General features: G+C 63.2%; 19 protein-coding genes. 12 read left to right on the top strand and 7 right to left on the bottom strand.

The features are described 5' to 3' along the window. Positions 1-178 precede the first annotated feature (178 nt). The 3 genes from DEHOM01_RS02265 to DEHOM01_RS02275 are packed head-to-tail and all read left to right on the top strand — an operon-like array spanning position 179 to position 3,083. Positions 179-1,180: a LacI family DNA-binding transcriptional regulator gene (locus tag DEHOM01_RS02265; protein WP_061211290.1), complete on the top strand. Its 1,002-nt coding sequence runs from the start codon at positions 179-181 to the stop codon at positions 1,178-1,180. 5 nt (positions 1,181-1,185) lie between these two features. Continuing rightward, positions 1,186-2,286: a tryptophan--tRNA ligase gene (gene trpS, locus DEHOM01_RS02270; RefSeq protein ID WP_217997991.1), complete on the top strand. Its 1,101-nt coding sequence runs from the start codon at positions 1,186-1,188 to the stop codon at positions 2,284-2,286. An 8-nt stretch (positions 2,287-2,294) separates the two neighbouring features. Next, the gene (locus DEHOM01_RS02275; protein ID WP_061211291.1) at positions 2,295-3,083 is read left to right on the top strand and encodes an SIR2 family NAD-dependent protein deacylase; all 789 of its coding nucleotides are present in this window, start codon (positions 2,295-2,297) and stop codon (positions 3,081-3,083) included. On the opposite strand, the gene DEHOM01_RS02280 is transcribed toward DEHOM01_RS02275, so the two are convergent. Then, positions 3,080-3,700: a GNAT family N-acetyltransferase gene (locus DEHOM01_RS02280; RefSeq protein ID WP_369405714.1), complete on the bottom strand. Its 621-nt coding sequence runs from the start codon at positions 3,698-3,700 to the stop codon at positions 3,080-3,082. The two genes, DEHOM01_RS02275 and DEHOM01_RS02280, sit on opposite strands and share 4 nt — an antisense overlap. Before the next feature lie 99 nt (positions 3,701-3,799). Here DEHOM01_RS02280 and gcvT point away from each other — a divergent pair, with 99 nt between their 5' ends. The 5 genes from gcvT to DEHOM01_RS02305 all read left to right on the top strand — a co-directional run bounded on the left by gcvT (position 3,800) and on the right by DEHOM01_RS02305 (position 10,995). Continuing rightward, entirely contained in the window at positions 3,800-4,921 is a 1,122-nt protein-coding gene (gcvT, locus tag DEHOM01_RS02285; RefSeq protein ID WP_061211293.1) for a glycine cleavage system aminomethyltransferase GcvT, read from the top strand. Positions 4,922-4,999: 78 nt separating this feature from the next. Continuing rightward, on the top strand, positions 5,000-5,368 hold the full coding sequence (gene gcvH / locus DEHOM01_RS02290) for a glycine cleavage system protein GcvH (protein ID WP_061211294.1): 369 nt from the start codon (positions 5,000-5,002) through the stop codon (positions 5,366-5,368). Positions 5,369-5,390: 22 nt separating this feature from the next. Further along, positions 5,391-8,384: an aminomethyl-transferring glycine dehydrogenase gene (gene gcvP / locus DEHOM01_RS02295; RefSeq protein ID WP_174519425.1), complete on the top strand. Its 2,994-nt coding sequence runs from the start codon at positions 5,391-5,393 to the stop codon at positions 8,382-8,384. Positions 8,385-8,508: 124 nt separating this feature from the next. Next, on the top strand, positions 8,509-9,732 hold the full coding sequence (locus tag DEHOM01_RS02300; protein ID WP_061211295.1) for a cobalamin-independent methionine synthase II family protein: 1,224 nt from the start codon (positions 8,509-8,511) through the stop codon (positions 9,730-9,732). A 120-nt stretch (positions 9,733-9,852) separates the two neighbouring features. Continuing rightward, the gene (locus tag DEHOM01_RS02305) at positions 9,853-10,995 is read left to right on the top strand and encodes a glycosyltransferase family 4 protein (protein ID WP_061211296.1); all 1,143 of its coding nucleotides are present in this window, start codon (positions 9,853-9,855) and stop codon (positions 10,993-10,995) included. Between the two features lie 21 nt (positions 10,996-11,016). Here DEHOM01_RS02305 and DEHOM01_RS02310 read toward each other — a convergent pair whose 3' ends face one another. Further along, entirely contained in the window at positions 11,017-11,799 is a 783-nt protein-coding gene (locus DEHOM01_RS02310; RefSeq protein WP_061211297.1) for a type 1 glutamine amidotransferase, read from the bottom strand. A 127-nt stretch (positions 11,800-11,926) separates the two neighbouring features. Between DEHOM01_RS02310 and DEHOM01_RS02315 the strand changes: the two genes are divergently transcribed. Beyond that, a complete protein-coding gene (locus DEHOM01_RS02315) occupies positions 11,927-12,151 on the top strand; it encodes a hypothetical protein (protein ID WP_082738654.1) in 225 nt (74 codons plus the stop codon). Positions 12,152-12,222: 71 nt separating this feature from the next. Here DEHOM01_RS02315 and deoD read toward each other — a convergent pair whose 3' ends face one another. After that, on the bottom strand, positions 12,223-12,957 hold the full coding sequence (gene deoD / locus DEHOM01_RS02320; RefSeq protein WP_034372715.1) for a purine-nucleoside phosphorylase: 735 nt from the start codon (positions 12,955-12,957) through the stop codon (positions 12,223-12,225). 89 nt (positions 12,958-13,046) lie between these two features. Between deoD and DEHOM01_RS02325 the strand changes: the two genes are divergently transcribed. Next, the gene (locus DEHOM01_RS02325) at positions 13,047-14,279 is read left to right on the top strand and encodes an MFS transporter (protein ID WP_245630636.1); all 1,233 of its coding nucleotides are present in this window, start codon (positions 13,047-13,049) and stop codon (positions 14,277-14,279) included. A gap of 47 nt (positions 14,280-14,326) precedes the next feature. On the opposite strand, the gene DEHOM01_RS02330 is transcribed toward DEHOM01_RS02325, so the two are convergent. Together DEHOM01_RS02330 and DEHOM01_RS02335 are read right to left on the bottom strand one after the other, a co-directional pair. Next, a complete protein-coding gene (locus tag DEHOM01_RS02330) occupies positions 14,327-14,947 on the bottom strand; it encodes an L-threonylcarbamoyladenylate synthase (protein WP_061211300.1) in 621 nt (206 codons plus the stop codon). A gap of 9 nt (positions 14,948-14,956) precedes the next feature. After that, positions 14,957-16,366, bottom strand: coding sequence for an AMP-binding protein (locus DEHOM01_RS02335; RefSeq protein WP_061211301.1), 1,410 nt, complete (start codon positions 16,364-16,366; stop codon positions 14,957-14,959). 161 nt (positions 16,367-16,527) lie between these two features. On the opposite strand from DEHOM01_RS02335, the gene DEHOM01_RS02340 reads away from it, so the two are divergent. Then, entirely contained in the window at positions 16,528-16,977 is a 450-nt protein-coding gene (locus DEHOM01_RS02340; protein ID WP_061211389.1) for an RNA-binding S4 domain-containing protein, read from the top strand. Between the two features lie 129 nt (positions 16,978-17,106). Next, positions 17,107-19,725 carry an ATP-dependent chaperone ClpB gene (gene clpB / locus DEHOM01_RS02345; RefSeq protein ID WP_061211302.1) on the top strand — a complete coding sequence of 873 codons (2,619 nt, stop codon included), beginning with the start codon at positions 17,107-17,109 and terminating at the stop codon, positions 19,723-19,725. 90 nt (positions 19,726-19,815) lie between these two features. On the opposite strand, the gene DEHOM01_RS09930 is transcribed toward clpB, so the two are convergent. Both DEHOM01_RS09930 and leuS read right to left on the bottom strand, forming a co-directional pair. Continuing rightward, the gene (locus DEHOM01_RS09930) at positions 19,816-21,021 is read right to left on the bottom strand and encodes a putative endonuclease domain-containing protein (protein ID WP_156468285.1); all 1,206 of its coding nucleotides are present in this window, start codon (positions 21,019-21,021) and stop codon (positions 19,816-19,818) included. A gap of 253 nt (positions 21,022-21,274) precedes the next feature. Continuing rightward, positions 21,275-24,259, bottom strand: coding sequence for a leucine--tRNA ligase (leuS, locus tag DEHOM01_RS02355; RefSeq protein ID WP_061211304.1), 2,985 nt, complete (start codon positions 24,257-24,259; stop codon positions 21,275-21,277). Positions 24,260-24,381 lie beyond the last annotated feature (122 nt).

Here is a 24,381-nt window from a genome sequence, read left to right on the forward strand (position 1 = left end):
GCGTAGGCGCGGGGCGACGGGGGTGTGTCGTGCTTTCACCGTAGCGTGAAAGCGAAAGTTGTGCAAAAATAGCAGAAAGATCGCAAGAAACTTGCAGTTCGATAATTCAGCTCGCGCGCATGGTTTACCAATGTGGACGCCGCTCCACGCGCGACACTTTTGGCCCTGGAGGGACCGTATGGCGAAGGTGCGACTCATCGATATAGCGCGCAAAGCGCACGTGAGTGAAGCAACCGTGTCGCGCGTCCTTGCGGGCAAACCCGGTGTCAACGCTGCAACTCGCGACAAGGTTCTTTCAGTCGCGCGCCTGCTCGGTCGCACCGACGGTGCAATCGATGACGCGGCGCCTCTCGTAGGCCTTGTCATGCCCAACATGGAAAACCCGATCTTCCCGCTCTTTCTCGAGCGCCTCGAAGCTGAGGCCTACGCCGCGGACCTCGAGACTCTCGTGAGCATCAACGCGCGAAGCGAGGCGCAAGAAGCCGCCTCCATGGAGCGCCTCATACGCGCCGGCGCGCGGGGGGTCGTTCTTGTCTCGGGTCAGCACGCGCACGATGAAACGAGCATCGATCACTACATCGCGTGCGCCGAACGCGGCATCAAGCTCTGCCTCATTAACGGGGTGCGGCCCGGGCTAGACGCGAGTTTCATCAGCACCGATGATTCGAAAGCGGTCTTTCTCGCGCTCGAGCACTTGCGGCACCTCGGTCACGTGCGCGTGGGCCTCGCGGTTGGCGACGAGCACTCGTGGCCGGTACGCGGCAAGGTTGCGGCGTTCGAGGAGCACTGGCCCCACGAGTTCGGATGCGTCGCCTACACCGATTTTTCGTTTGCGGGTGGTTACCAGGCCGCACTTGAGCTCTACGACCAAGGATGCACGGCCATGGTGTGCGGGAGTGATCAAATGGCGCTCGGGGCAATCGCAGCGATTCGTGATCTTGGGCTCCAAGTGCCCGCGGACATGTCGGTCGTGGGGTACGACGATATTCCGCTCGCGGCGCACCATACTCCCGCGCTTACAACAATTCGCCAACCGGTGCCGGCCATCGCGCGTACCGCCATACGAAGCGTGAGCAGTGCAACGGGGGAGTCGAGGCAAGCCCCTCGCGCCGTCTACGTTGTGCGTCCCGAGCTCGTGGTTCGGCAAACCACCTCACCGCCCGCGAACACGATAGGCTAAAAGGCGTGAACACCACCGACTCTGCCCCCACGACCCATATTGCCGACATTCCCAATAAGACCTACGAGGCGGCGCTCAAGCGCAACGCTCAGGTTGAGGAACAGCTCGCGAAGGACCCGTCGGTCTTTCGCATGCTCACCGGAGATCGCCCCACGGGTGCTCTGCATATCGGCCACTATTTCGGCACGCTCAAGAACAGGGTTCGCCTTCAGCAACAGGGGGTAGAGACCTGGATCCTCGTCGCTGATTACCAGGTGATTACGGATCGTGACGTCGCGGGGGATATCAAGGGCTCGGTGCGCGAGCTCCTCACCGACTACCTCGCTGCGGGCATCGATCCTGAGCGCGCAACGATCTTCGCGCATTCGGGTGTTCCCGAACTCAACCAGCTCATGCTCCCGTTTCTCTCGCTCGTGACGCAGCCGGAACTCGAGCGCAATCCCACCGTGAAGTCGGAGATGCAGGCTGCGGGCAAGAGCGCGATGGGCGGCTTGCTGCTCACGTACCCCGTCCACCAGGCGGCAGACATCCTTTTCTGCCACGGCAATCTCGTTCCGGTTGGCAAGGATCAACTCCCGCACATCGAACAGACCCGCCTCATCGCGCGACGCTTCAATGAGCGCTTCGCCGGCGGCGAAAAGTACTTCCCGGAGCCTGATGCGCTGCTCTCGAAGGCCGCTGTGATTCTCGGCCTCGACGGCGACAAGATGTCGAAGTCTCGTGGGAACACGGTCATGCTCAAGATGACCGCCGCGGAAACGGCGAAGAAGATTAAGAAGGCCAAGACTGACTCGGAGCGCCTCATCACGTTCGATCCCGACAATCGCCCCGAGGTTTCGAACCTTCTCACCATTACTGCTGAATGCACCGGCCGCTCGCCGGAGGACATCGCCGAGGAGATCGGTGATAAGGGTGCGGGGACACTCAAGGTGATGTGCGCCGATGCCCTCAATGCTCATCTCGAACCGGTGCGGGCGCGTCGCGCCGAACTCGAGGCGAATCCCGACTACCTCTTCGAGGTGCTGCGCGCGGGCACGGAGCGTGCGCGTGAGCGGGCGGTCCAAACCCTCGATGAGGTCCGCGACCGCATGGGCATGCGCTACTGAGTGCGCGCGTGAAAACTCGTTCGTTTGAGCTTCGACCCCATCATGAGCGGGTCGTCGCGCTGACCGGCGCCGGTCTGAGTGCTGCGGCCGGGCTTGCGACGTTCCGCGGGCCGGGTGGGATCTGGGAGGAAAACCCCGATCTCGAGGCGGCAATGGACGTCAGTCGTCTTCCGGGAAATGTGCCGATCCTGTGGCGCGTGTGGGGGAGCGTGTTTGAGCGGGCGCTCATCGCGGGGCCGACCCCCGGGCATCGGTCTCTCGCAGCGCTCGACGCAACGATTCTGACCCAGAACGTCGACGGGCTGCACCAGTTCGCCGGTTCGCACGATGTTGCCGAACTGCACGGAAGCGCGGCGGAGGCCGTGTGCCTCACCCCGGAGTGCACGTGGCGCGCGCAACTCGCCGTGCGCCTCGATCCCGAGCGTGATCCTTCCGATCCCGAGCATTACGGGGTGACGCGTGACTGCCCCGTGTGCGGGGCCCTCACGCGTCCCGACATCGTCCTTTTCGGCGAGATGCTCCCGAGCGGAGTGCTCGAGTATTCGGAAAACGCGGCGCGTAACTGCGACGTGTTTCTCGCCGTCGGTACGTCGAACGCGGTTGCTCCGGCATCGCTGCTCGCGCCGCTTGCGCGCGCTTCGGGTGCGGTGACCGTGTGTATCGACCCGTACGCGGACTCGGACCGCCTCGCGGGTGTGTTCGACTATGTGGTGCGGGAAGACGCCCACACGGTGCTCGCGCGCTGGGCGGAACACCGCGGGCGCGAGAGGCGCAACCCGTTCCTCGACCCGTTTTAGAGTGTGGGGACCTCGGGTGCGGTGACGGAGGTCCGACACTCGCCCGGCTCGGCTTGCAGCGGATATTCCATGAGGAGCTGCTGGCCCCCGAATTCTTCGAGTCCGCGCCTTACGCGGAAGCCGATCTTTTTGAGCTGTTCAACCGAGCGCTTGTTCGATGTTTGAACAACGGCGATCATGACGGGTTCGTCGAGGTTGTCTCTAGCGAACTCGATGACGCGCCTGACGGCTTCGCGCGCGTAGCCGTGACCGACGAATTCGGGCAGGAGCGCGTACGTGATTTCGAGCTCGTCGCGGTCGTAGTTCAGGTTGACGATACCGAGCATCTGATCCGTTGCGCCGTGCGCAATGATCCAGGCGCCCCACGTGTTCCCGAGCGGCGAAAGTTCGAGGGCCTGGCGCGAGCCGAAATTCACGGCTCCGCCGAGGTAGTGACTCGCCGAGGGATCGGTCATGAGCCGCACGTAGTCGTCCCGGTCTGCCTCTCCGGGTTCCCGGATATGAAGTCGTTCGGTGCATAGCCGAACTGGCCAATAGGGTTCGTGTTCGCGTCTCACGCCCACTACTTTAACTGTGACGCCTGAGACATTCCGAGGTGCGCTCGCGATGCGGGTCACCGTGTGTTTTAGTCGTGTTCATGTCACTGCAACCCGGACACCCCGCGAAGACGCGGGAAACACCGCGCGAGTATCGCGCAAGAAAGGGCAGGAAATCCGATGGCCGAGCTCATCAACAGCCCACTGTTCGCCGTTCACGAGCGTGAGGGCGCCTCGTTCACCGATTTTGCGGGCTGGAATATGCCCGTGCGCTACACCTCGGATCTTGCCGAGCACGCCGCCGTGCGCGAGCGTGCCGGTCAGTTCGACCTCTCGCACATGGGTGAGGTGTTCTTTACGGGCCCGGAGGCTGGCGAAGCGCTTGACTATGCGCTTGCGGGAAAGATCAGTTCGCTTGAGGTGGGCCGCGCGAAGTACTCGCTCTTGCTGAGCGAGGAAGGCGGCATCATCGATGACCTGATCGTCTACCGCCTCGCAGAGGATCGCTTCCTCACCGTCCCGAACGCGGGCAACCGTCTCGTGGACGCGAAGACTCTCAAGGAGCGTGCTGAAGGTTTCGATGTTGAGGTTGCCGATCGCAGCGAGGAGATCGCGCTCGTTGCGGTTCAGGGCCCGAAGTCCGCGGAAATCGTGCGCGGCTTTGCTGAACGTGAAGGTGTCGAGGCGGATCTCGACGCGCTCGATGCTCTCAAGTACTACCGCATTCTTGCGGGGACCTATGAGGGCGAGGAAATCCTTTTTGCCCGCACCGGTTACACGGGCGAAGACGGCTTCGAAATCTACGTGCCGAACGCCTTGGGCGTGAAGACATGGGAGGCCATCGCCGAAGTCGGCGGCGAGAACATCCAGTCGTGCGGTCTCGCGTGCCGCGACACGCTCCGCCTCGAAGCCGGCATGCCCCTTTACGGCCACGAGCTGAGCCTCGATATCGTCCCGGCACAGGCGGGCCTTCGCCGGGTGGTCGCCTTCAAGTCGAAAGGCGATTTCGTCGGGCGCGAAGCCCTCGAGGGCAAGGATTTTTCGGATCGCCGAGTGCTCGTGGGGCTCAAGGCCGACGGTCGCCGCGCCGGCCGCGCGGGCTACGTTCTTCACGATGAGAACGGCACGGAGGTAGGGGAGCTGACCTCGGGTGCGCTCGCACCGACTCTCGGTTACCCGATTGCGCTCGCTTACGTTGAGCCTCACCTCTCGAACGAAGGTCAGGAACTGTCGATTGATGTGCGCGGCAAGGCGCTGCCCGCAACCGTCGTATCCCTCCCGTTTTACTCGCGCGCCAAGTGACGCGTGGGGCTGCCTACCAGGAGGCGGCCCGTAGGATTTTCACGAAGGTACGCTTCACACACTCTGAAAGGAACGAAGATGTCGGATCTGAAGTACAGCAAGGACCACGAATGGGTGCGCGAGGAAGGCGACGGCACCGCAACGATCGGCGTGACCGACTTTGCTGCTGACCAGCTCGGCGACGTTGTCTACGTCGACCTGCCCTCCGTCGGTGAAGAAATTGAGGCCGGCACCGAGATGGGCGAGATCGAGTCGACGAAGTCGGTCTCGGATCTTTTTGCGCCGCTGTCGGGCGAGGTCACCGAGGTGAACGAGGACGTCGTCGAAAGCCCCGAGAAGGTCAACGACGACCCCTTCGGCGAAGCATGGCTCATCAAGGTCAAGGTCACCGACACCCCCGATGATCTGCTCTCGGCCGAGGAATACAGCGAACTGACCAGCAAGTAAACATTTGAGGAGTTTCCCGTTCATGTCTGAACACCACAGCAACGTCGCTGTCGATAATTCGGCGATCGACGGTCTTCATTCGTTCGTTCGTCGTCATGTCGGCACTGCGAGCGAGGACCAGAAGAGAATGCTCGAGGCGCTTGGCCTCGACTCGCTCGGTGCACTTCTTGAAAAAGCCGTGCCGGGCACGATCCTTCTCGACGAGGGGCTGGATTCCCTGCTTCCCGAAGGCGCGAGCGAAGCCGAGGCTCTCGAGGAGCTTCGCGCTCTTGCGAAGAAAAACACCGTGAAGCGATCGCTCATCGGCCACGGGTACTACGGCACGTACACGCCCTCGGTCATTCAGCGAAACATCCTCGAGAACCCAGCTTGGTATACGGCGTACACGCCGTACCAGCCTGAGATCTCGCAGGGTCGACTCGAGGCGCTGCTCAACTATCAGACCATGATCGGGGACCTCACGGGCCTCGAGATCGCAAACTCGTCGATGCTCGATGAGGCCACTGCGGCTGCCGAGGCAATGCTTCTTGCGCGCCGCGCGGCCCGCGGCAACAAGTCGAATGTGTTCCTCGTGGACACCGACGTGTTGCCATCGACCCGTGCTGTTCTCGGCGGCCGTGCCGAGGCCGTTGGCATTGAACTGAAGGACGTCGATTTCGCGAACGATGGCGCTCCGTCGGGCGAGTACTTCGGCGCGCTCGTGCAGTACCCGGGTGCTTCGGGTCGCGTGTGGGATCCTCGCGACGTGATTGCGGCGGTTCAGGCCAACAAGGCCAAGGCAATCGTGGCCGCGGATCTGCTCGCGCTCACGCTCCTTGCCTCGCCCGGCGAGCTCGGCGCGGATGTTGCGGTGGGTAACTCCCAGCGCTTTGGCGTTCCGCTCGGCTTTGGTGGCCCGCACGCTGGCTACATGGCGGTCTCGAAGGGGCTTGAGCGGCAGATTCCCGGCCGACTCGTGGGTATCTCCCTGGATGCGGAGGGCAACCCCGCGTATCGCCTCGCCCTCCAGACTCGTGAGCAGCACATTCGCCGCGAGAAGGCAACGAGCAATATCTGCACGGCGCAGGTCCTGCTCGCTGTCATGGCGTCGATGTACGCCGTGTACCACGGCCCCGAAGGCCTCAAGCAGATTGCTAGCGAGGTCGCTGGCCGCACCGCCGCGCTCGCTGCGTGGCTCACATCGAACGGTTTCCAGCTCAAGCACGAGACGTTCTTCGACACCCTTGAAGTGACCGTCAACGGCAAGGCCGAGGACATTGCTCAGGCCTTCGACGACCGAGGCATCCTCGTCGCTCATCCCGATGCGGACACTGTCCACATCAGCCTCGACGAGACTGTCACGCCGAACGCGCTTTCGGAGATCATCGAGGTATTTTCGGAGTTCTCGCCCTCGCACGTCGGCGACGTGGCTTTTGACGACTGGGCTCAGCCCGGTGAGACATGGGGCGAACTCGCGCGTACGTCCTCGTTCCTTGAGGCGCCCGTGTTCAACTCGTTCCGCTCGGAGACCGCGATGATGCGTTACCTGCGCCGTCTCGCGGATAAGGACTACGCCCTCGATCGCGGCATGATCCCGCTCGGTTCGTGCACGATGAAGCTCAATGCCGCGACCGAAATGGCCGCAGTTACGTGGCCCGAGTTCAACGCGATCCACCCGTCCGCGCCTGCAAGCGACGTTCAAGGCTACGTCGAGCTCATTACTCAGCTCGAGACCTGGCTCGCCGACGTCACAGGCTACGACACTGTGTCGCTTCAGCCGAACGCTGGTTCGCAGGGCGAGTACGCGGGTCTTCTCGCGATCCGTGCCTACCACGCGAGCCGCGGCGAATCCGCCCGTACCGTGTGTCTCGTGCCGAGCTCGGCCCACGGCACAAACGCCGCTTCCGCGGTCCTCGCGGGCCTGCGCGTCGTCGTTGTTGCGAGCGACGCAAACGGCAACGTGGATCTCGACGACCTCAAGCAGAAGATCAAGGATCACGCTGATGAACTCGCGTGCATCATGATCACGTACCCGTCGACCCACGGCGTGTACGAGTCCGAAGTCCGTACGATCACGCAGCTTGTGCACGATGCCGGCGGGCAGGTGTACGTTGATGGCGCAAACCTCAACGCGCTGCTCGAAGTGGCGAAGCCGGGCGAATTCGGCGGCGATGTCTCGCACTTGAATCTGCACAAGACGTTCTGCATTCCGCACGGCGGTGGCGGGCCTGGCGTCGGCCCCGTTGCGGCAAAGGCCCACCTCGCACCGTTCCTGCCGGGGCACCCGGACATGCAAAATGCGGAGCACCCCGTCATCGGCGGTGCGGATCGCGCCCACGGCGGCGCGCCTGTGTCGCAGGCACCGTACGGTTCCCCGTCGATCCTGCCCATCCCGTGGACCTACATCCGCCTCATGGGCGCGAAGGGGCTGCGCCACGCGACCGCATCGGCCGTGCTTGCCGCGAACTACATGGCGAAGCGGCTCGGCGAGAAGTTCGAGATCCTCTACCGTGGGGAAAACGGGCTCGTGGCGCACGAGTGCATCGTGGATCTGCGCCCCTTCACCGACCGCACGGGTATTACCGTCGATGATGTTGCCAAGCGTCTCATTGACTACGGTTTCCACGCGCCGACCATGAGCTTCCCCGTTGCGGGCACCCTCATGATCGAGCCGACCGAATCGGAAGACCTGTGGGAGATCGAGCGCTTCATCCTCGCGATGCACCGGATCGCGGACGAAGCCGAAAAGGTTGTGTCGGGCGAGTGGCCGAAGGACGACAACCCGCTCGTCAACGCCCCGCACACCGCGTATTCGGTTGCGCGCGAGGACTGGGATCATCCCTACTCGCGTGACGAAGCGGTGTACCCGGGTGTGAATGCTGCGAGCGAAGCGGGCTATGACCCTGACTTCCACATGACAAAGCAGATGCAGTACCAGGCGAAGTACTGGCCGCCGGTCAGGCGCATCGACCAGGCATACGGTGACCGCAATCTCGTGTGCTCGTGCCAGCCACTTGACGCCTACGAACAGGGCTAATAGCGCAGCCTAAGGGTGGGGCGTTCCTTCGGGAACGCCCCACCTTTGCGTTGGTCTTGGGAAACATGAACGAGCGTGAACTGGAGTTTGGCCACGCCATTGCGAATCTCGTAGGTTGATGGCCATGACAGAGATACTCACCACACACGCGGGCTCGCTCCCGCGCACCCAAGAACTGATCGACGCGAACTACAACAGGGAGCTTGAGGCCGACGGCTTCACCCCAAAGAAATCGCCTGAGTTTGAACGCATTCTCGCGGACGCGGTCGATGGCGTCGTGGCCCGCCAGAAGGAGATCGGTATTTCTGTGCCGGGCGATGGCGAGTACGGCAAGGCGATGGGCTCAGCCGTGAATTACGGCTCCTGGTGGTCATACATCTACGACCGCACCGAGGGGCTCGAGCTCACGGGGACCGATTTCTTCAATGCAAAACCGCAGCGCAGCGAGCCCGGCAAGATTGTCTTGACGAGCTTCGAGGATCGCCGCGACCGCAGCCTTTTCCCTGGAGCGTACGCCGATCCCATTACCGGTGTTCCCACGACCAACGACAAGCCCGAAACGTTCATCATTCCTGCTGCCACCGGGCCGGTTGCCTTCTCCGAACTCGGTAAGGACCTGTGCGCGAACGACATTCGAAACTTCTCGCACGCACTTGAGAAGTCGGGGTATGAAAAGGGCTACCTTTCGACCCTGTCGCCGGGCTCGGGCGCCAGAATTCACGACGAATACTACGGTGATCCGGATGCGTTCCTCGACGCGTGGGTGGAGGTGATGCGCCCCGAGTACAAGGCCATCACCGACGCCGGCATTCAGATCCAGATCGATGACCCTTCGCTTGCCGAAAACTTCGACCAGATCAACCCTGAGCCGAGCGTTGAGGACTACCTCGCGTTCACGAAGAAGCGCGTCGATGCCATCAACCGTGCGATCGATGGAATCCCTCGCGAGCTCGTGCGCCTGCACACGTGCTGGGGTTCGTGGCACGGGCCGCACGTGACGGACTTCGAGTTCAAATATCTCGCCGAGCTCATGCTCGAGGTTAACGCGAAGTACTACTCGTTCGAAGCGGCGAATGTGCGCCACGAGCACGAGTGGGTTGTCTGGAAGGACGTCACGCTGCCCGAGGATCGCGTGATCGTTCCCGGCATCGTCTCGCACTCGACGAACGTCGTGGAGCATCCCGAGCTCGTGGCGCAGCGCATCGAGCGCTTTGCGGACATCGTGGGCCCCGAGCGTGTGATTGCGTCGACCGACTGTGGTCTTGGCGGCCGCATCCACCCGGAGATCGCATGGGCGAAGCTCGAGTCCCTCGTGGAGGGCGCGGGCATCGCCTCGGCGAAGTACTGAGGTTATCCGCGACCAGCCGCGAAAGTCACGGGGGCGTGACGCGTAGCGTTCACGCCCCCGTCACATTGGGGACACGTGTCTTTATCGTGGGCGTTGCTCCGAGGCTGCACAATCGGAAGCGTGAAAATCCTCGTAGTTGCCGAATCGTTCCTTCCCCACATGAACGGCGTGACCAACTCCGTTCTTCGCGTCGTCGAGTGCTTCGCTCTCTCCGGCCACGAGGTGCGGATTGTCGCCCCCGGCGCGCCCGGTATCCCGAATGAATTGACGTTCGGCGCGGAGCGCGTGCCAATCATCCCCGTGCTGTCGATCCCCATGATGGGCTACGGGCAGGTGCGCATGAGTGCGACGACCAACTACCGCATTCGCTCGATCATCGACGATTTTCATCCCGATGTCGTCCACCTTGCCTGCCCCGCCCTGCTCGGCAACGCAGCGTCGAAGGCCGCCGTCAAAAGAGGTATCCCAACGGTCGCGATCTACCAAACTGACCTTCCTGGCTACACGCGCAAGTACGGGGCGCCAGTTCTCGAGGAAGCGATGTGGATGTTCCTCCGCGACATCCATAACCGCTGCGAGGTGAATCTTGCACCGTCGTCAAGCACGCGCAACCAGATCGTCGAGCACGGCATCGAACGCGTGCAGATCTGGCGCCGTGGGGTCGACACTTCGCAATTCTCGCCCTCGCGGCGCAGCGACGAGCTTCGCGAGCGCCTTGCCCCGAATGGTGAAAAGCTCGTGGTGTACGTCGGGCGCCTTGCAGCCGAGAAGCAGGTCGAGGACCTCGCCGTGCTTGAATCGCTTCCCAACGTTCGCCTTGTGATCGTTGGCGAAGGGCCCCTCGAGGCAGAGCTTCGCGCGGCCATGCCGGGCGCGTATTTCGCGGGGTTCAAGAAGGGCGCCGAGCTCGCGGAGGTTGTGGCTACGTGCGACCTGTTTGTGCACACGGGAGAGCTCGAAACTTTCTGCCAGACGATCCAGGAAGCGATGGCTTCCGGGCTGCCGGCGATAGCCCCCCGCTCCGGCGGCCCCATCGACCTCATCGACCATTCGCGAACGGGCTGGCTGTACACACCCGGCAAGCTCGATGAGCTTCGTGCCTACGTCGAGGACCTCCTCGGGGACGATACGAAACGCGAGCATTTCGCTGTGGCCGCTCAGGATTCGGTGCGCCAGCGCACGTGGCCGGTTCTCGCCGAACAGCTCCTTGGTTTCTATCGCGAAGCTGCGCGCGTGCATGAGGCATCAGCGCAAGCCGCGTAACCTTCCATCGCGCGGCCGCTCCTAGTGGCGGGCTGGCTGCACAAGGTGAAGGAAAGCTTCGAGTAGCCGCAAGGCGCCGTCGGAACCGTGCGCCCCCTGGGCGCTCGCGCGCCACTGTTCAATCTCGCGCGCGAAGGAATCGCGTTCTCGTTCGGCGGGCGTGAGTGCGCTCGTAGCGGCCCAGCGCGTCGCAATTGCGGGCGTGACCTCGGGGTGGAACTGCACACCCCATGCCGCCTCGCCAGCCCGGAATGCTTCGAGTCGACCCTCGCTATCGACGGCGAGGGGAACGATGGGCGTGCCACCGGGAGTGGTCGTGGGGAGTGCGGAGACTTCGTCCTTGTGCCACTGGAATGCGCGGAACACCGTCCCGGTTTCGTGAAGCCCGGCATGGGAAAAGAGGGGATCGGTGGCGGCAGCCGGCTGCGTTTTTACGGTGCAGAGCCCGACGGCAGGCTCCGGCCTGCGGGTAATCGCACTTCCTAGTGCAGCTCCGAGAAGTTCCTCACCGAGGCAAATTCCAAAGAGCGGAAATGTGATCTCGACAGCGTCGAGACAGAGCTTTCGGCACGGTGCGAGCCAGTCGTAGCGATCGTCCTCGAGTGGGCCCGGGCCGCCGCCGAGGATGATGAGACCGCGGGACGTGGAGGCGATGCTCGAGAGGGACGGCAGTGTTTCGCCCCGGTAGGGTCGAATAACGTTGAGCGTGAGGCCCGCGGCACGCGCGAGCGGTTCGAGCATGCCCGGTGGGCAGTCGTCCTCGTGTTGAATGACGGTGAGCGCTCGGCGTGCGTTTTTCTCCATGTCCCCGTTATACAGGAGATAGACTCGCCGCGAAGCACTTGGAGGACTTTCGTCCATCGTTTAGACTGAGGTCGCGGCGGCCGCTTGCGGCGGCCGACATTCCTACCCGACCATCATGGAGAAAAGCGTGACCCAGCACAATAACGCCGCGGCAAGCAACGAAACCTCGCAGGGCTACAGCCTCGGCTTTTCGATTCTCCTCACCGCGGTCGTGTTCTTGCTTTTCGCTGGCGGCCTTTACGTTATGAGCCTCTACACGGTTGCCCCGATTTGGTTCGTCGTTGGGCTTGCCATGTCGATTGTCGCGCTCTTTCTGGCGTTCGATATCGTCCCGCGCTTCTTCACGAAGTAGAACAGACAGCGATAACAAAAGGCCTCGGCGCGGTTGCCGAGGCCTTTTCGTTGCGAAGAAGCAGGAGCGAGCTATTGCGCACGCTTCTTATCTGCGCTTTTATCGAGGGCCACGACGGCCTCGAGAGCCATGACGATCATTGAGTCGAACGTCTCCTGGCGTTCTTGAGCGCTCGTTTCTTCACCCGTGAGCAGATGGTCGGAAATCGTGCACACGGATAGCGCCTTGCGGCCGAACTGTGCGGCGAGCGTGTACAGCCCAGCGGTTTCCATCTCGACTCCAAGCACACCGTAGTTGGCGAGGGTTTGGGTGATCGGATTCGGGTTGTAGAACTGGTCGGCGGAGAACAGACCGCCAACGCGATAGGGGAGTTCTTGCGCTTCGGCAGCTTCCACCGTGAGGCGCAGGAGTTCGAAGTCGGCCGCGGGGGCGTAGGTGACGTCACCGAAACGCGCGCGGTTCATGGCCGAATCCGTGCTGGCGGTGCTCGCGATCACGACGTCGCGCACCTTGACCTCCGGCGCCATACCGCCCGCGGTGCCCACGCGGATGATGGCCTGGACGTCGTAGTCGTTCATGAGCTCGTGCGCGTAGATCGCCATCGACGGCTGGCCCATGCCTGAGCCCTGCACGCTCACACGCACACCCTTGTAGGTGCCCGTGTAGCCGAGCATGCCGCGCACCTCGTTATAGAGCTTCGCATCGTCAAGGAAGGTTTCCGCGATCCACCTCGCGCGATAGGGGTCGCCGGGGAAGAGGACGTAGGGCGCGATCGCGCCTTCGGGGGCATTAATATGAGTAGACATGCCTTAAGCCTACGGTGTTTGGAGATGGGATGCCCGAAACTTGTCTGCCAGATCGTGAAGCCGTCCGCGCAAGGTGGGCGGTCTCGCTTGTGTTTCTCCTCAATGGCGTGAGTTTCTGTGCGATTCTCCCGCGCTACCCGGAGATAGTGCGGCAGCTGGGCATCAACAACGCGGAACTTGGACTCGCCGTCGGTCTCGGACCGCTCGGCGGCCTCGCTTTTGGCTTGCTCGCCGCGCCGATTATGAAGCGGCTCGGATCCGGGAAAACCGCGGTGATCTTTCAGATCCTCGCCTCGAGCGCGCACGTGCTCATCTATCTAGCTCCGAGCTGGGGCATGCTCGCGCTCGGCTTCGTGCTCGCGATGAGCTTCGACGCCATCACCGATATCGCGCAGAACGCCCACGGGATGAGGGTCGAGCGCCGTTATCGCCGCTCGATCATCAACAGCTTTCACGGATTTTGGTCCCTCGGTGCTGTGCTCGGGGGCGTGATCGGCTCCGCGTGCGCGCAATTCGGTGTCCCGCTCGCCTGGCAAGGCTGGGGCGGGCTCGTCGTGTTTGGGGCCATCGCGATTGCGAACTTCCCGTTCCTGCTCAAAGGTTCCGACGCTTCCGAGCGCGTCAAAGAGGTCTCGTCTCCAAGCGCCTCCTCCGCGAACGAAGCCCCGGCTGACCTCATGGGGGAGACGAGCGGCGCCCCCCTCTTCGAAAGCACCACGCCACAACGCGGGAAGCTCGGTGCGCTCGCGCTCCTCGGCGCGCTCGGCATGGTTCTTGTATTTGCCGGCTCGACCGAGGATGCGGGTAGCACATGGGGTGCGCTCTTCATGACCCACACCTTCGATGCTTCGCCGTTCGTCGCGGGGCTCGCTTTCGTCGCCCTCCAAGGTGCGCAGATGGTCGGTCGATTCGTGGGAGACCCGATCGTCGATGCGTGGGGCGACCGAAAAACGGCGCGCGTCGGCGCGGTAATTTCGTTCGTGGGTATGGGCTTCATGCTCGTGTGGCCAAACGCCGTGACGGCGGTCATCGGCTTCGCCGCTGCGGGCTGGGGTGTCGCGACCCTCTTCCCGGCTGTCTTCCGTGCGGGCGACAACATTGAAGATTTCGGTCACGGGGTCGGCATCACCGTTGTCGGGTGGTTCGCGCGCATCGGGTTCCTTCTCGCCCCACCGATCGTCGGCTGGCTCGCCGACCTCTTCACTCTCCGCTATGCCCTCGCGCTCGTGCCCCTCTACGCGATCGGGATCTTCATCTTCGCCGGTGCCCTCGAAGACATGACAAAGACCGATAAGCGCGCGAAGGCCGCGGGTACAGCGTAGGCTCGGCAGACGTCGGCCCCGTCCCACGCCCCTCGAGCCCGCTCCTGCTATTCGAACGCGCGTGTGTCGCCCGCACCGTCGCGCAGAACGCGCGGGACATCGCCCGTGAGGTCAATGATGCTCGTGGGCTCTGAGCCTGTGACCTCCCCGTCGATAATCGCAGGAATGAGGTGGCCGAGGCGATCCTCGACGACCCATGATTCCGTGAGCACGGAGCTCTCACCGGGCATGATGAGGCTCGAGCTCATGAGCGGCTCCCCGAGTGCCTCAACGATCGCGCGTGCCACCACGTGATCGGGAATGCGCGCACCAACCGTGTGTTTCTTCGGGTGGAGCATGCGGCGCGGGAGCTCCTTCGTTGCCGGCATGATGAACGTGTACGGGCCCGGGGTGTGGGCGCGCAGCAAGCGGTAGTTGGGATTCGAAATGCGCACGTAGGTGCCAAGCTGACCAAATTCGCTGCACATGACCGTAAAGTGGTGGTCTTTACCGGTGTGGCGAATCGTGCGGATCTGCTCCAACGCCTCGTGAGCACCGATGCGGCAGCCGAGCGCGTACCCCGAATCAGTGGGGTACGCGATGAGCTCGCCGCCCTTTAGCCGCTCAACAGCCTGGTCGAGCAGGCGCTGCTGTGGAGTGACGGGGTGTATCGAAATGAGGCGTGCCATGACCCCATTTTAGTGCGGCGGCGCGGGAGCGAGCGTGACGTAGCCGTCCGCGTCAATCGAGGCGAGCGAAGTGGTCAGCACCCAGCCGTCCGCGCTCAGCACGGCCGTGCTTTTATCGGGCTTCTTCCAATACCCGTGGAACACCTGAGGGCCTTTGATCATGAGCTTGCCGACGGTTCCCGGGCCCACGACGCGCCTGCGGTCATTCAGATCGACGACCCGCACCTCGATCGAGGGGAGCGGTGTCCCCACGGTGTGCTCGCGCCCCTCTTCCGCGGTGCGCAAACACACGGTGACGCCCGCTTCAGCGCCGCTGTAACCGACCATGAGCGGCCAGCCAAGGTCCCGTGCCCAGTCCCGAAAACTCGGTGCATGGTCGCGGCTCACGGGAGTCAGCGCGAGCCTCAACGTGAGGGACCGGCCTGTTGTGCGGGCATGCTCGGCGAGGAAGCGGAAGACCTCGGTATCGCCGGAGATCACCTCGGGAGGGTGCTTCTTGAGAGAGCGCATTAGGCCGGCGCGGTCGAACCGCGGGAAGAGAATCGTGTGCCGACCGTAAAAGAGGCTGGTCGTGAGAGTATCGGCGATCCCGATCACCGAGTGCAGCGGCCAAAGCGCGTAGCCGGTCTCGGTCCCGGCCGGTGCCGACTCGAGATACTCCAGGGACTGGTGCGCGAGCGCCGTGAGATTGTCGTGGGTGAGCATCGCCCCGAGCGAGCTGGCCCGCGTGTGCCCTTCGTACACGATGGCCGCGAGGTCACGCGGGCTGGGGTAGGGGTAGTCGTCAGGGAGCGGCGCTGAGCAGAGCAGGTCCTTGAGGCGCGTGCGCGTACCAAAATTGAGGGGAAGCTGCGCGGGGCCCTTTGGCGGTGACGCAACCCGCATGACTCCCTTGCCTCCCGCTTTCGCAATCTCTGCGAGCGCCCCCGTAAGCGTGAGCCGACGCGGGGCAGTCTTCGGAAGCTCCGGCGCTTGGACGGTGATGACGGTTTTTGGTCGCGCGTGCTGGTCGAGACCCGCGAGCGCATTGAGACGATACTCGGCGATGATGACCGCGACCGGTGTGTAATCGGCAAATTCCCGGCTTAGGCGCATCATCGGTTCGCGATCGGAGTGCTGTACGGCGATCGCTCCGATCCGAAGGACCGCGTGGAACGCGACCACGGCTTCGATGCTCATAGGCAGGACGATCGCGACGCGGTCGCCCGCACGGATTCCCGAATCCAAGAGACCCTGCGCAAGGCATCGAATGCGGCGGCCAAGCTGCCCATAGCTCACGCGCGTTCCGCCCATCTCGATAGCCGTGCGGGAACGGAAATGCGAAATGGCAAAATCGAGAAGTTCCGAGGCATTCAGGGGGAGGGGTTGCGCGCTCGCCTCGGAAGCCGGATCGACGACGTACGGCCGTGCCGCGGGCATGAGCGCCTCCTCTCCGGGATCCTGTTTGGGGCGTGCGAGACTCGCCCCTGCATCTGACGTGTGCAGTCTAAGGAGCGAACCTGCATATTAACCCGAGACACCCGGGGTGCTTCATGGGAGGAGTAGCAACGTCGCACGTGGTTGCACTTTGGGCAAGCCGAGTGTGCGAAAGTAGCACCGTGAATGAGAACAAGCAGGCGGGAGCGGTGAGCGTGCGTCTTGATACGTGGCTGCACGCGGTGCGGCTATTCAAAACGCGTTCCCTCGCCGCGAGCGCGATCAGAGCCTCGCACGTGCGCGTCGATGGCGAGGTCGTCAAGCCGAGCTTCCGCTTGAGCGTGGGCAGCACGGTTGCCATACGCCACCCCGGTTACACGAATGAGTACGTAGTCAAAAAACTGCTTGCGAAGCGTGTGGGGGCGCCACTCGCGCGCGAGGCCTATACCGACATCTCCGTTCCGCCGCCCCCGCAGCTCTTCGCGGCGCCACCGCGACGTGAGCGTGGGACTGGCCGCCCCACGAAGAAGGAACGCCGGGCGCTCGACCGTCTGCGCGGTCGCGAATCGCAAAACGGCAGGTGGACGACCATTTTCGACAATGATGAAAGTTGAGTGGAATAGACTCAACTTTGGTGGCGTTGCATAGAGCGTAAGCGTGAGAACGAGGAAAGCTCGGCAACCGTCGGACCTGCCAGGCCACAACCCCGCTCCACGCACACCCACGTGAAAGGAGCGGAAAATATGCAATTTTCCTTCACCCAACGCTCGCGCGAAGCCGTCGAGTCGGCAACGCGCGCGGCGGAAGCACTGCGCAACACCAACGTCACCGGTCTGCACTTGCTCGCGGCACTGCTCGAACAAGAAGACTCAATCGCGACGGCTGTCCTCACCGACACGGGCGTCCACATCGGCGCGCTCAAAGAGCGGATCAACCAAGAAATCCAGCGCTTGCCACGCCTCACCGGGAGCACCGACCAAAAACCCGTCTTCCAGGGCGATGGCTACGACGCACTTGAAGCCGCCGGGAAAGAAGCCGGCGCCGGCATGGGGCGAGGGGCAGAAGGGTACATCTCGACCGAGCACTTGCTCTACGGCATCGCCAAGGCCGTAAAAACCCCTGGCGACATCCTCAAAGACTTCGGCGCGACCCCGAAAGCGATCCGCGCCAGCATCGCAAAACTCACCAAAGGAACAAGCATGAACAAAGAAAACCCGGAAGGCTCCTTCAAGAGCCTCGAAAAATTCGGGGTCGACCTCACCGCCCGCGCGCGTGAAGGCAAGCTCGATCCCGTCATCGGCCGCGATAGCGAAATCCGCCGCGTCGTCCAGGTGCTCAGCCGCCGCACGAAGAATAATCCCGTGCTCATCGGCGAGCCCGGTGTCGGCAAAACCGCCGTCGTCGAAGGCCTCGCCCAGCGCATCGTTGAGGGAGACGTGCCCGAATCGCTCCGCGGCAAGACCCTCGTCTCGCTCGACCTTTCCTCGATGGTCGCCGGCTCGAAATACCGTGGCGAATTTGAAGAGCGCCTCAAGAGCGTCCTCGACGAAATCCGCGACTCGAACGGCAACGTCATCACGTTCATCGACGAGCTCCACACAGTCGTCGGCGCAGGCGGCACAGGCGAGGGTTCCATGGACGCCGGCAATATGCTCAAACCCATGCTCGCGCGCGGCGAACTTCGCATGGTAGGTGCGACGACCCTCGACGAATACCGCGAACGGATCGAAAAAGACCCGGCTCTCGAACGCCGCTTCCAACAGGTCTTCGTGGGCGAGCCAAGCGTCGAAGACACGATTACGATCCTCCGCGGCCTCAAAGATAAATACGAGGCGCACCACAAGGTCACCATTTCAGACTCGGCGCTCGTCGCGGCGGCCTCGCTTTCCGATCGCTACATCAACAGCCGCCAGCTCCCCGATAAGGCCATCGACCTCATTGACGAAGCTGCCTCGCGCCTGCGGATGGAACTCGACTCCTCACCCGTTGAGCTCGATGTCCTTCGCCGCCAGGTCGACCGGCTCAAGATGGAAGAGCTCGCCCTCAAAGGCTCGGATGATCCAGGGTCGCTCGCGCAACTCGCGAGCGTCCGCGAGCATCTCGCCGCGCGCACCGAGGAGATGAACGAGCTCTCCGCCCGCTGGGAGCGCGAGAAGTCCGGCCTCAACGAGGTAGGCGAGCTCAAGGCAAAGCTCGAGGATCTTCGCATGCAGGCCGATCGTGCCCAACGCGAAGGCGACCTGAGCCGTGCCTCGAAGATCCTTTACGGCGACATCCCCGAGCTCAAAAAGAAGCTCGTGGAACTCGAGCACGGGGAAGGTGCCGAGAGTCGAGCTGATGACGAGGAGCAAAAGCCGCTCGTCGCCGACAAGGTCGGGCCCGACGACATCGCCGGCGTGGTGTCCTCGTGGACCGGCATCCCCGCTGGCCGACTCCTCAGGTCCGAGACGCAAAAGCTTCTCGACATGGAGGACATCATCGGCAAACGCCTCATCGGTCAGCGCAAGGCCGTCGCCGAGGTCTCTGATGCCGTGCGCCGCTCACGTGCTGGAATCGCCGACCCGAACCGTCCTACGGGATCCTTCCTCTTCCTCGGCCCCACGGGCGTTGGCAAGACCGAACTCGCCAAATCCCTCGCCGAGTTCCTCTTCGACGACGAACGCGCAATGGTTCGCATCGACATGTCCGAATACGGTGAAAAGCACAGCGTCTCCCGCCTCGTGGGTGCGCCCCCGGGCTACGTTGGCTACGAAGAGGGAGGGCAGCTCACCGAGCAGGTCCGACGCCGCCCCTACACCGTCATTCTCCTGGATGAAATCGAGAAGGCTCACCCGGACGTTTTCGACATCCTCCTCCAGGTGCTCGACGACGGCCGCCTGACCGACGGCCAAGGGCGCACGGTCGACTTCCGGAACACCATTGTGATCCTCACGTCCAACTTGGGCGCGCACTTCCTCCAGGACGAGAGCCTCGACGACAGCGCGAAACGCGAGGCGGTCATGAACGCTGTTCGCGCCGCGTTCAAGCCCGAGTTCGTCAATCGTCTCGACGACATCGTCATGTTCGATTCCCTCAGCCGCGAGGAGCTGCGCCGCATCGTTGGCCTCCAGGTGGCGTCGCTTGCCGCGCGTCTCAAGGATCGCCGCATCACCCTCGAGGTGAGCGACGCTGCCGAGGACTTGCTTGCGGAACGCGGATTCGACCCAGCGTATGGCGCGCGCCCGCTCAAGCGTCTCGTGCAAAAGGAGATCGGCGATGCGCTCGCGCGCCTCATCCTCACGGGCGAGGTCACGGACGATCAGAAGGTCACGGTTGACGTGGAGCACGAGGAGGGGGCGCCGGCCCGCCTCGTCCTCCACTGAATTCCATAGGGGTTGTGGGGGGTTATTCGCACCCTCCACTGGATTCCATAGGGGGTGTGGGGGTTATTCCTCGGGTTTAGCCCCCGCAACCTACCGCATTGCCTGGCGTCGGAATGCTTCGCGAACCTTGACGACGAGAGGCCACTCGCGAGGCTCCGGCGCCAGCGCATATGGCGATGACTTAAAGTTGACGCGATTGATGCGAGGCATCCCCGGCGCGTCTATTCGGTATTTTGTTGGAAACTCGTCGCACCAACCGACATACGGGAGGTCATCTTTAAAAATCGGGACGACCTCCCACCCCGCCTCCCGAAGAATCTCGGCGTGGTAGTGATCGCGCGCCGCCCGTTCCGGCTCCTCGTGGGAGCTTCCCTGATACTCCACAACGACCTTCTGCGCCGGATAGACGAGATCGCGGTCGGGAATCACAACCCCGCCGGGAAGAAGAATCGGAATGTTGAGCTTCGGTTCGGGGAGACCCGCCTCGACAAGAAGGAGGCGGCACAGAGTCTCTTGGGGCGAATCCGAGCCCACGCGAATATTGTCGAGTGCCCATCGCGTATTGGTGGCCCCGTCAATCTTTGGGTATCTCTTCCGTGCGTCCTCAAGGCAAGCAATCGTGCAGAAGGGCTGGCTTCGCCCCTCGTAGTTCGGGCGCGGTCGACGCACGAGATAGTCGCCTACGGCCACGAGCTCAAACGGGTTCAGCACCGTCGCAAGATCAAGAAACGTTCTCTCGCGGGACATGATCCTGAGCGGCTTTGTCCACAAGGGCGCGGTGGAGGGGTGCCACGGCATTCCGACGCTTGCTGAGCCACCGTCGGCACCTAAACCCGCACAAATCTGCTCGGGCCCCACAACAATGACATCGTCGCTTGCCAAAAGATGCTGCCGCCACTCGGCACATGGCTGCGTGGGGGAGCGGTGATGGTAGGGGTAAACAAAGTTCGGAAGGCTATTGAGTTTTTCGGGTATGCGCGCGTGAGCGCCTTGGATACGCGCCAGTTCCGGAGCTGGTGGGCATTCCTGCGCGAGGAATCTGGCGGGTAGAGGAAATCCCCACAGGAGTGCAGCAGAAATCTGAGAGAGTGCGGCTGTGGGGCATGCGTGAGTCACGATGCGCGCGTAGTCCCAACTTGTGGGCGAAAGATCCGTCGGAGCATAGATTCCCCGGTGGAGCTGCTGATAACTCGGCCCGCGGAGCTGATCGCGCGTGACAGCCTGCGCATAGGCCTCTTGGGACGTGAATGCGGTGTGCGCGAGGGCGGCCGGGATAGGAGCTCGGGTGCGTGCCATGGCTTGCATGCTATGGATCGGCAGCTGTCACCATGCGCGCCCCTGGGCGGAGTGGGAGAAACCAAGAAATGTGGAGCGCGAGCCGCCTCAGAGCGTTCGGCGAGAGTCGCTGTTCCGTCTCGAAGTGTCCCTCACATCCAAGAAGTGTGGGGGCCTGAGTCACGCGACTCAAACCCCCACAACCCCTATGCAATCCAGGGAGAGGGAGCCTGAGCCACGCGACTCAAACCCCCACAACCCCTATGCAATCCACTTAGGAGAGGACGATATTGACGAGCTTCGGTGCGCGCACGATCACCTTACGAACCTCGTGGCCCTCGATGAGTTTTTGCACGCGCTCCTCGGCAAACACTGCCTTCTCGAGGTCCTCCTCCGAGATCTCCGGATCAACTTCGATGCGGTGGCGAACCTTGCCCTTGACCTGGATGACGCACGTGACGGCGTCGGCAACGAGGTACTGCGGATCCGCGACGGGGTAGGAAGCGCGTGCGAGCGACTCGTCGTGGCCGAGCTTCGCCCACAGTTCCTCGGCGAGGTGCGGGGCGAACGGCGAGACCATGAGCACGAGAGCCTCGACGGCCGATCGCGGGGCGCCGTCGGCGTCGCTCGCGACCTTCGTGAGGTGATTGACGAGCTCGATGAGGCGCGCGATAGCGGTGTTGAAACGCATGTGTTCCATGTCGGCGCTCACCGCGTCGATGGTCTTATGCACGGCACGCAGCGTATCCACGCTGGCCTCGGCGTCGCTCACGACGCACTCACCGGTCTCTTCCGATACCGCGAGGCGCCACAGACGCTGAAGGAAGCGTTGCGAGCCAACGACATCGCGCGTGTTCCAGGGGCGCGACAGATCGAGCGGCCCCATCGACATTTCGTAGACGCGGAACGTGTCGGCGCCGAACTCGTCGTACATGTCGTCCGGGGTCACGATGTTGCGCAGGGACTTGCCCATTTTCCCGTATTCCTGGCGCACCGGCTTGCCGTCGTGAGTGAAGGTACCGTCGGCTTCCTCGACAACCTCGGAGGCGTTGACGTAGACGCCGCGCTCGTCGCGGTACGCGTAGGCCTGCACATACCCCTGGTTGAACAGGGTGTGGAACGGCTCTGCGCTCGCAAAGTAGCCGCGGTCGAACAGGACCTTGTGCCAAAAGCGCGCGTAGAGCAGGTGGAGAACGGCGTGCTCAACACCGCCGACGTACAGGTCGACACCGCCCGTGGGCGCGCCTTCGCGCGGGCCCATCCAGTACTGCTCGTTGGCGGGCGCGGAAATCTGTTCGTCGTTCGTGGGGTCCGTGTAGCGGATTTCGTACCACGAAGAGCCTGCCCACTGAGGCATGACGTTCATTTCGCGGCGGTAGCGCTTCATGCCGTCGCCAAGATCAAGCTCGACCCAGGCCCAGTCCTCCGCGCGTGAGAGCGGGGTCTGCGGCTCGGTGTCGGCGTCTTCCGGGTCGAACGTCTTGGGTGAGAAGTCGTCGAGTTCGGGCAGCTTAACGGGAAGCTGATCGAACGGGAGCGCGATCGGGACTTCGGGTGCGTCTTCCGCGTACACGATCGGGAAGGGTTCGCCCCAGTAGCGCTGGCGACTGAAAAGCCAGTCGCGCAACCGGTACGTCGTCTTTGCGTGGCCGAAGCCCTTCTTCTCGGCGAATTCGGTCGCGGCGGCGATCGCCTCGTCCTTGCTCATGCCGTTGAGATCGAGCTCGTCGCTGCGCGAATTGATCTTCTTCCCGTCGCCCGTGTAGGCCTGTCCCTCTTCGAAGTCGGCGGGCGGCTGAACGGTGCGGATCACGGGAAGCTCGAAAGCGCTCGCGAACGCGTAGTCACGTTCGTCTTCGGCGGGAACGGCCATGATGGCGCCCGTGCCGTAGCCCATGAGTACGTAGTCGGCGGTGAACACGGGAAGCGCACGGCCGTCCATCGGGTTCACGGCGAAAAGGCCCGTGAACACTCCCGTCTTTTCGCGCGAATCGGCAGTGCGCTCGGTGTCATCGAGTGCGGCGGCACGTTCTTTGTAGGCGGCGACGGCCTCGCGCGGGCTCGACGCTCCGCCGGTCCACGCGGACTTCGTGCCTTCGGGCCACGCCTCGGGAAGAGCGCTGACGTCAGACAGCAGCGGATGCTCGGGCGAGAGCACCGTGAAGGTCGCGCCAAACAGCGTGTCAACGCGCGTCGTGAAGACGTCGAACGTGGAATCGGCGAAGGCTGGGCAACCGTCGGAATCCAGCGTAAACGTGACCTGCGCACCGCGCGAGCGGCCGATCCAGTTCCGCTGCATGGACTTGACCGATTCGGGCCAGTTGACGGTGTCGAGATCCTCGAGAAGTCGATCGGCATACGCGGTGATGCGCAGGTTCCACTGGCGCAGGCGGCGCTTGAACACGGGGAAGTCGCCGCGCTCGGATCGGCCCTCGGCCGTGACTTCTTCGTTCGCGAGCACTGTGCCGAGGCCGGGGCACCAATTGACCGGCGTGTCGCTGACGTAGGCGAGGCGGAAGCAGTCGACGAGCTCCGTCATCTCCTCCGGCGTGTACTGGATGAGGAAGTCGAAGGGAGTATCGTGCTCGGGATTCCAGTGCTCGTGATCCGGCTTGCGGTCGTACCACATCTGCGGAATGTCGATGCTCTGCTGCTCGGCTAGGGCGTACGGATCAACGTCGCGATCCTGGATCGCACCCTTGAGTTCCGAAATGGGTCGTGCAGAGCCGCGTGTGCCGTCAGCCTTCACGAAGTTCGGGTCGTACCACGAGTCGAACAACTGGAGGAAGACCCACTGTGTCCACTTGACGAAATCGAGGTCGGTTGTGCGAAGCGAGCGGCGCGAGTCGTGCGAAAGGCCCAGGCGGAAGAGCTGACGGGCCATGTTCGCAACGTTTTCGTCGGTCGTGACGCGCGGGTGGGTGCCGGTTTGAATCGCGTACTGCTCCGCGGGCAGGCCGAAGGCGTCGTAGCCCATCGTGTACAGGACATTCTTGCCGAGCATGCGGTTGTGGCGCGCGACGGCGTCGGTCGCGATGTAGCCAAGCGGGTGGCCCACATGCAGTCCCTTGCCCGAGGGGTAGGGGAACATGTCCATAATGAACATCTTCTCGCCGAGTTCTTCGGCGCTGCGCCCATCGGAGAGCTCGCCCACGGGATTGACGGCGTTGAAAGTACCCTGCTCGAGCCACAGCTTCTGCCATTTCTGCTCGATCTGTCCCGCGAGTTCGGCGGTGTAGCGGTATGGGGCCTCAGCCATCGTGTCCCTTTCCTCGTGTCGGTGTCGTGCGCCCTCGGTCTCGAGCGCGCATTCAATGTCTCTAGTCTACGTGCTGTGCCTTTGGGTGACCTCGTGAGGGCCCGACGGCCGCCGAGCCACCA

The organism is Dermabacter hominis NBRC 106157, assembly GCF_001570785.1.
In the GTDB taxonomy this organism is placed as follows: domain Bacteria; phylum Actinomycetota; class Actinomycetes; order Actinomycetales; family Dermabacteraceae; genus Dermabacter; species Dermabacter hominis.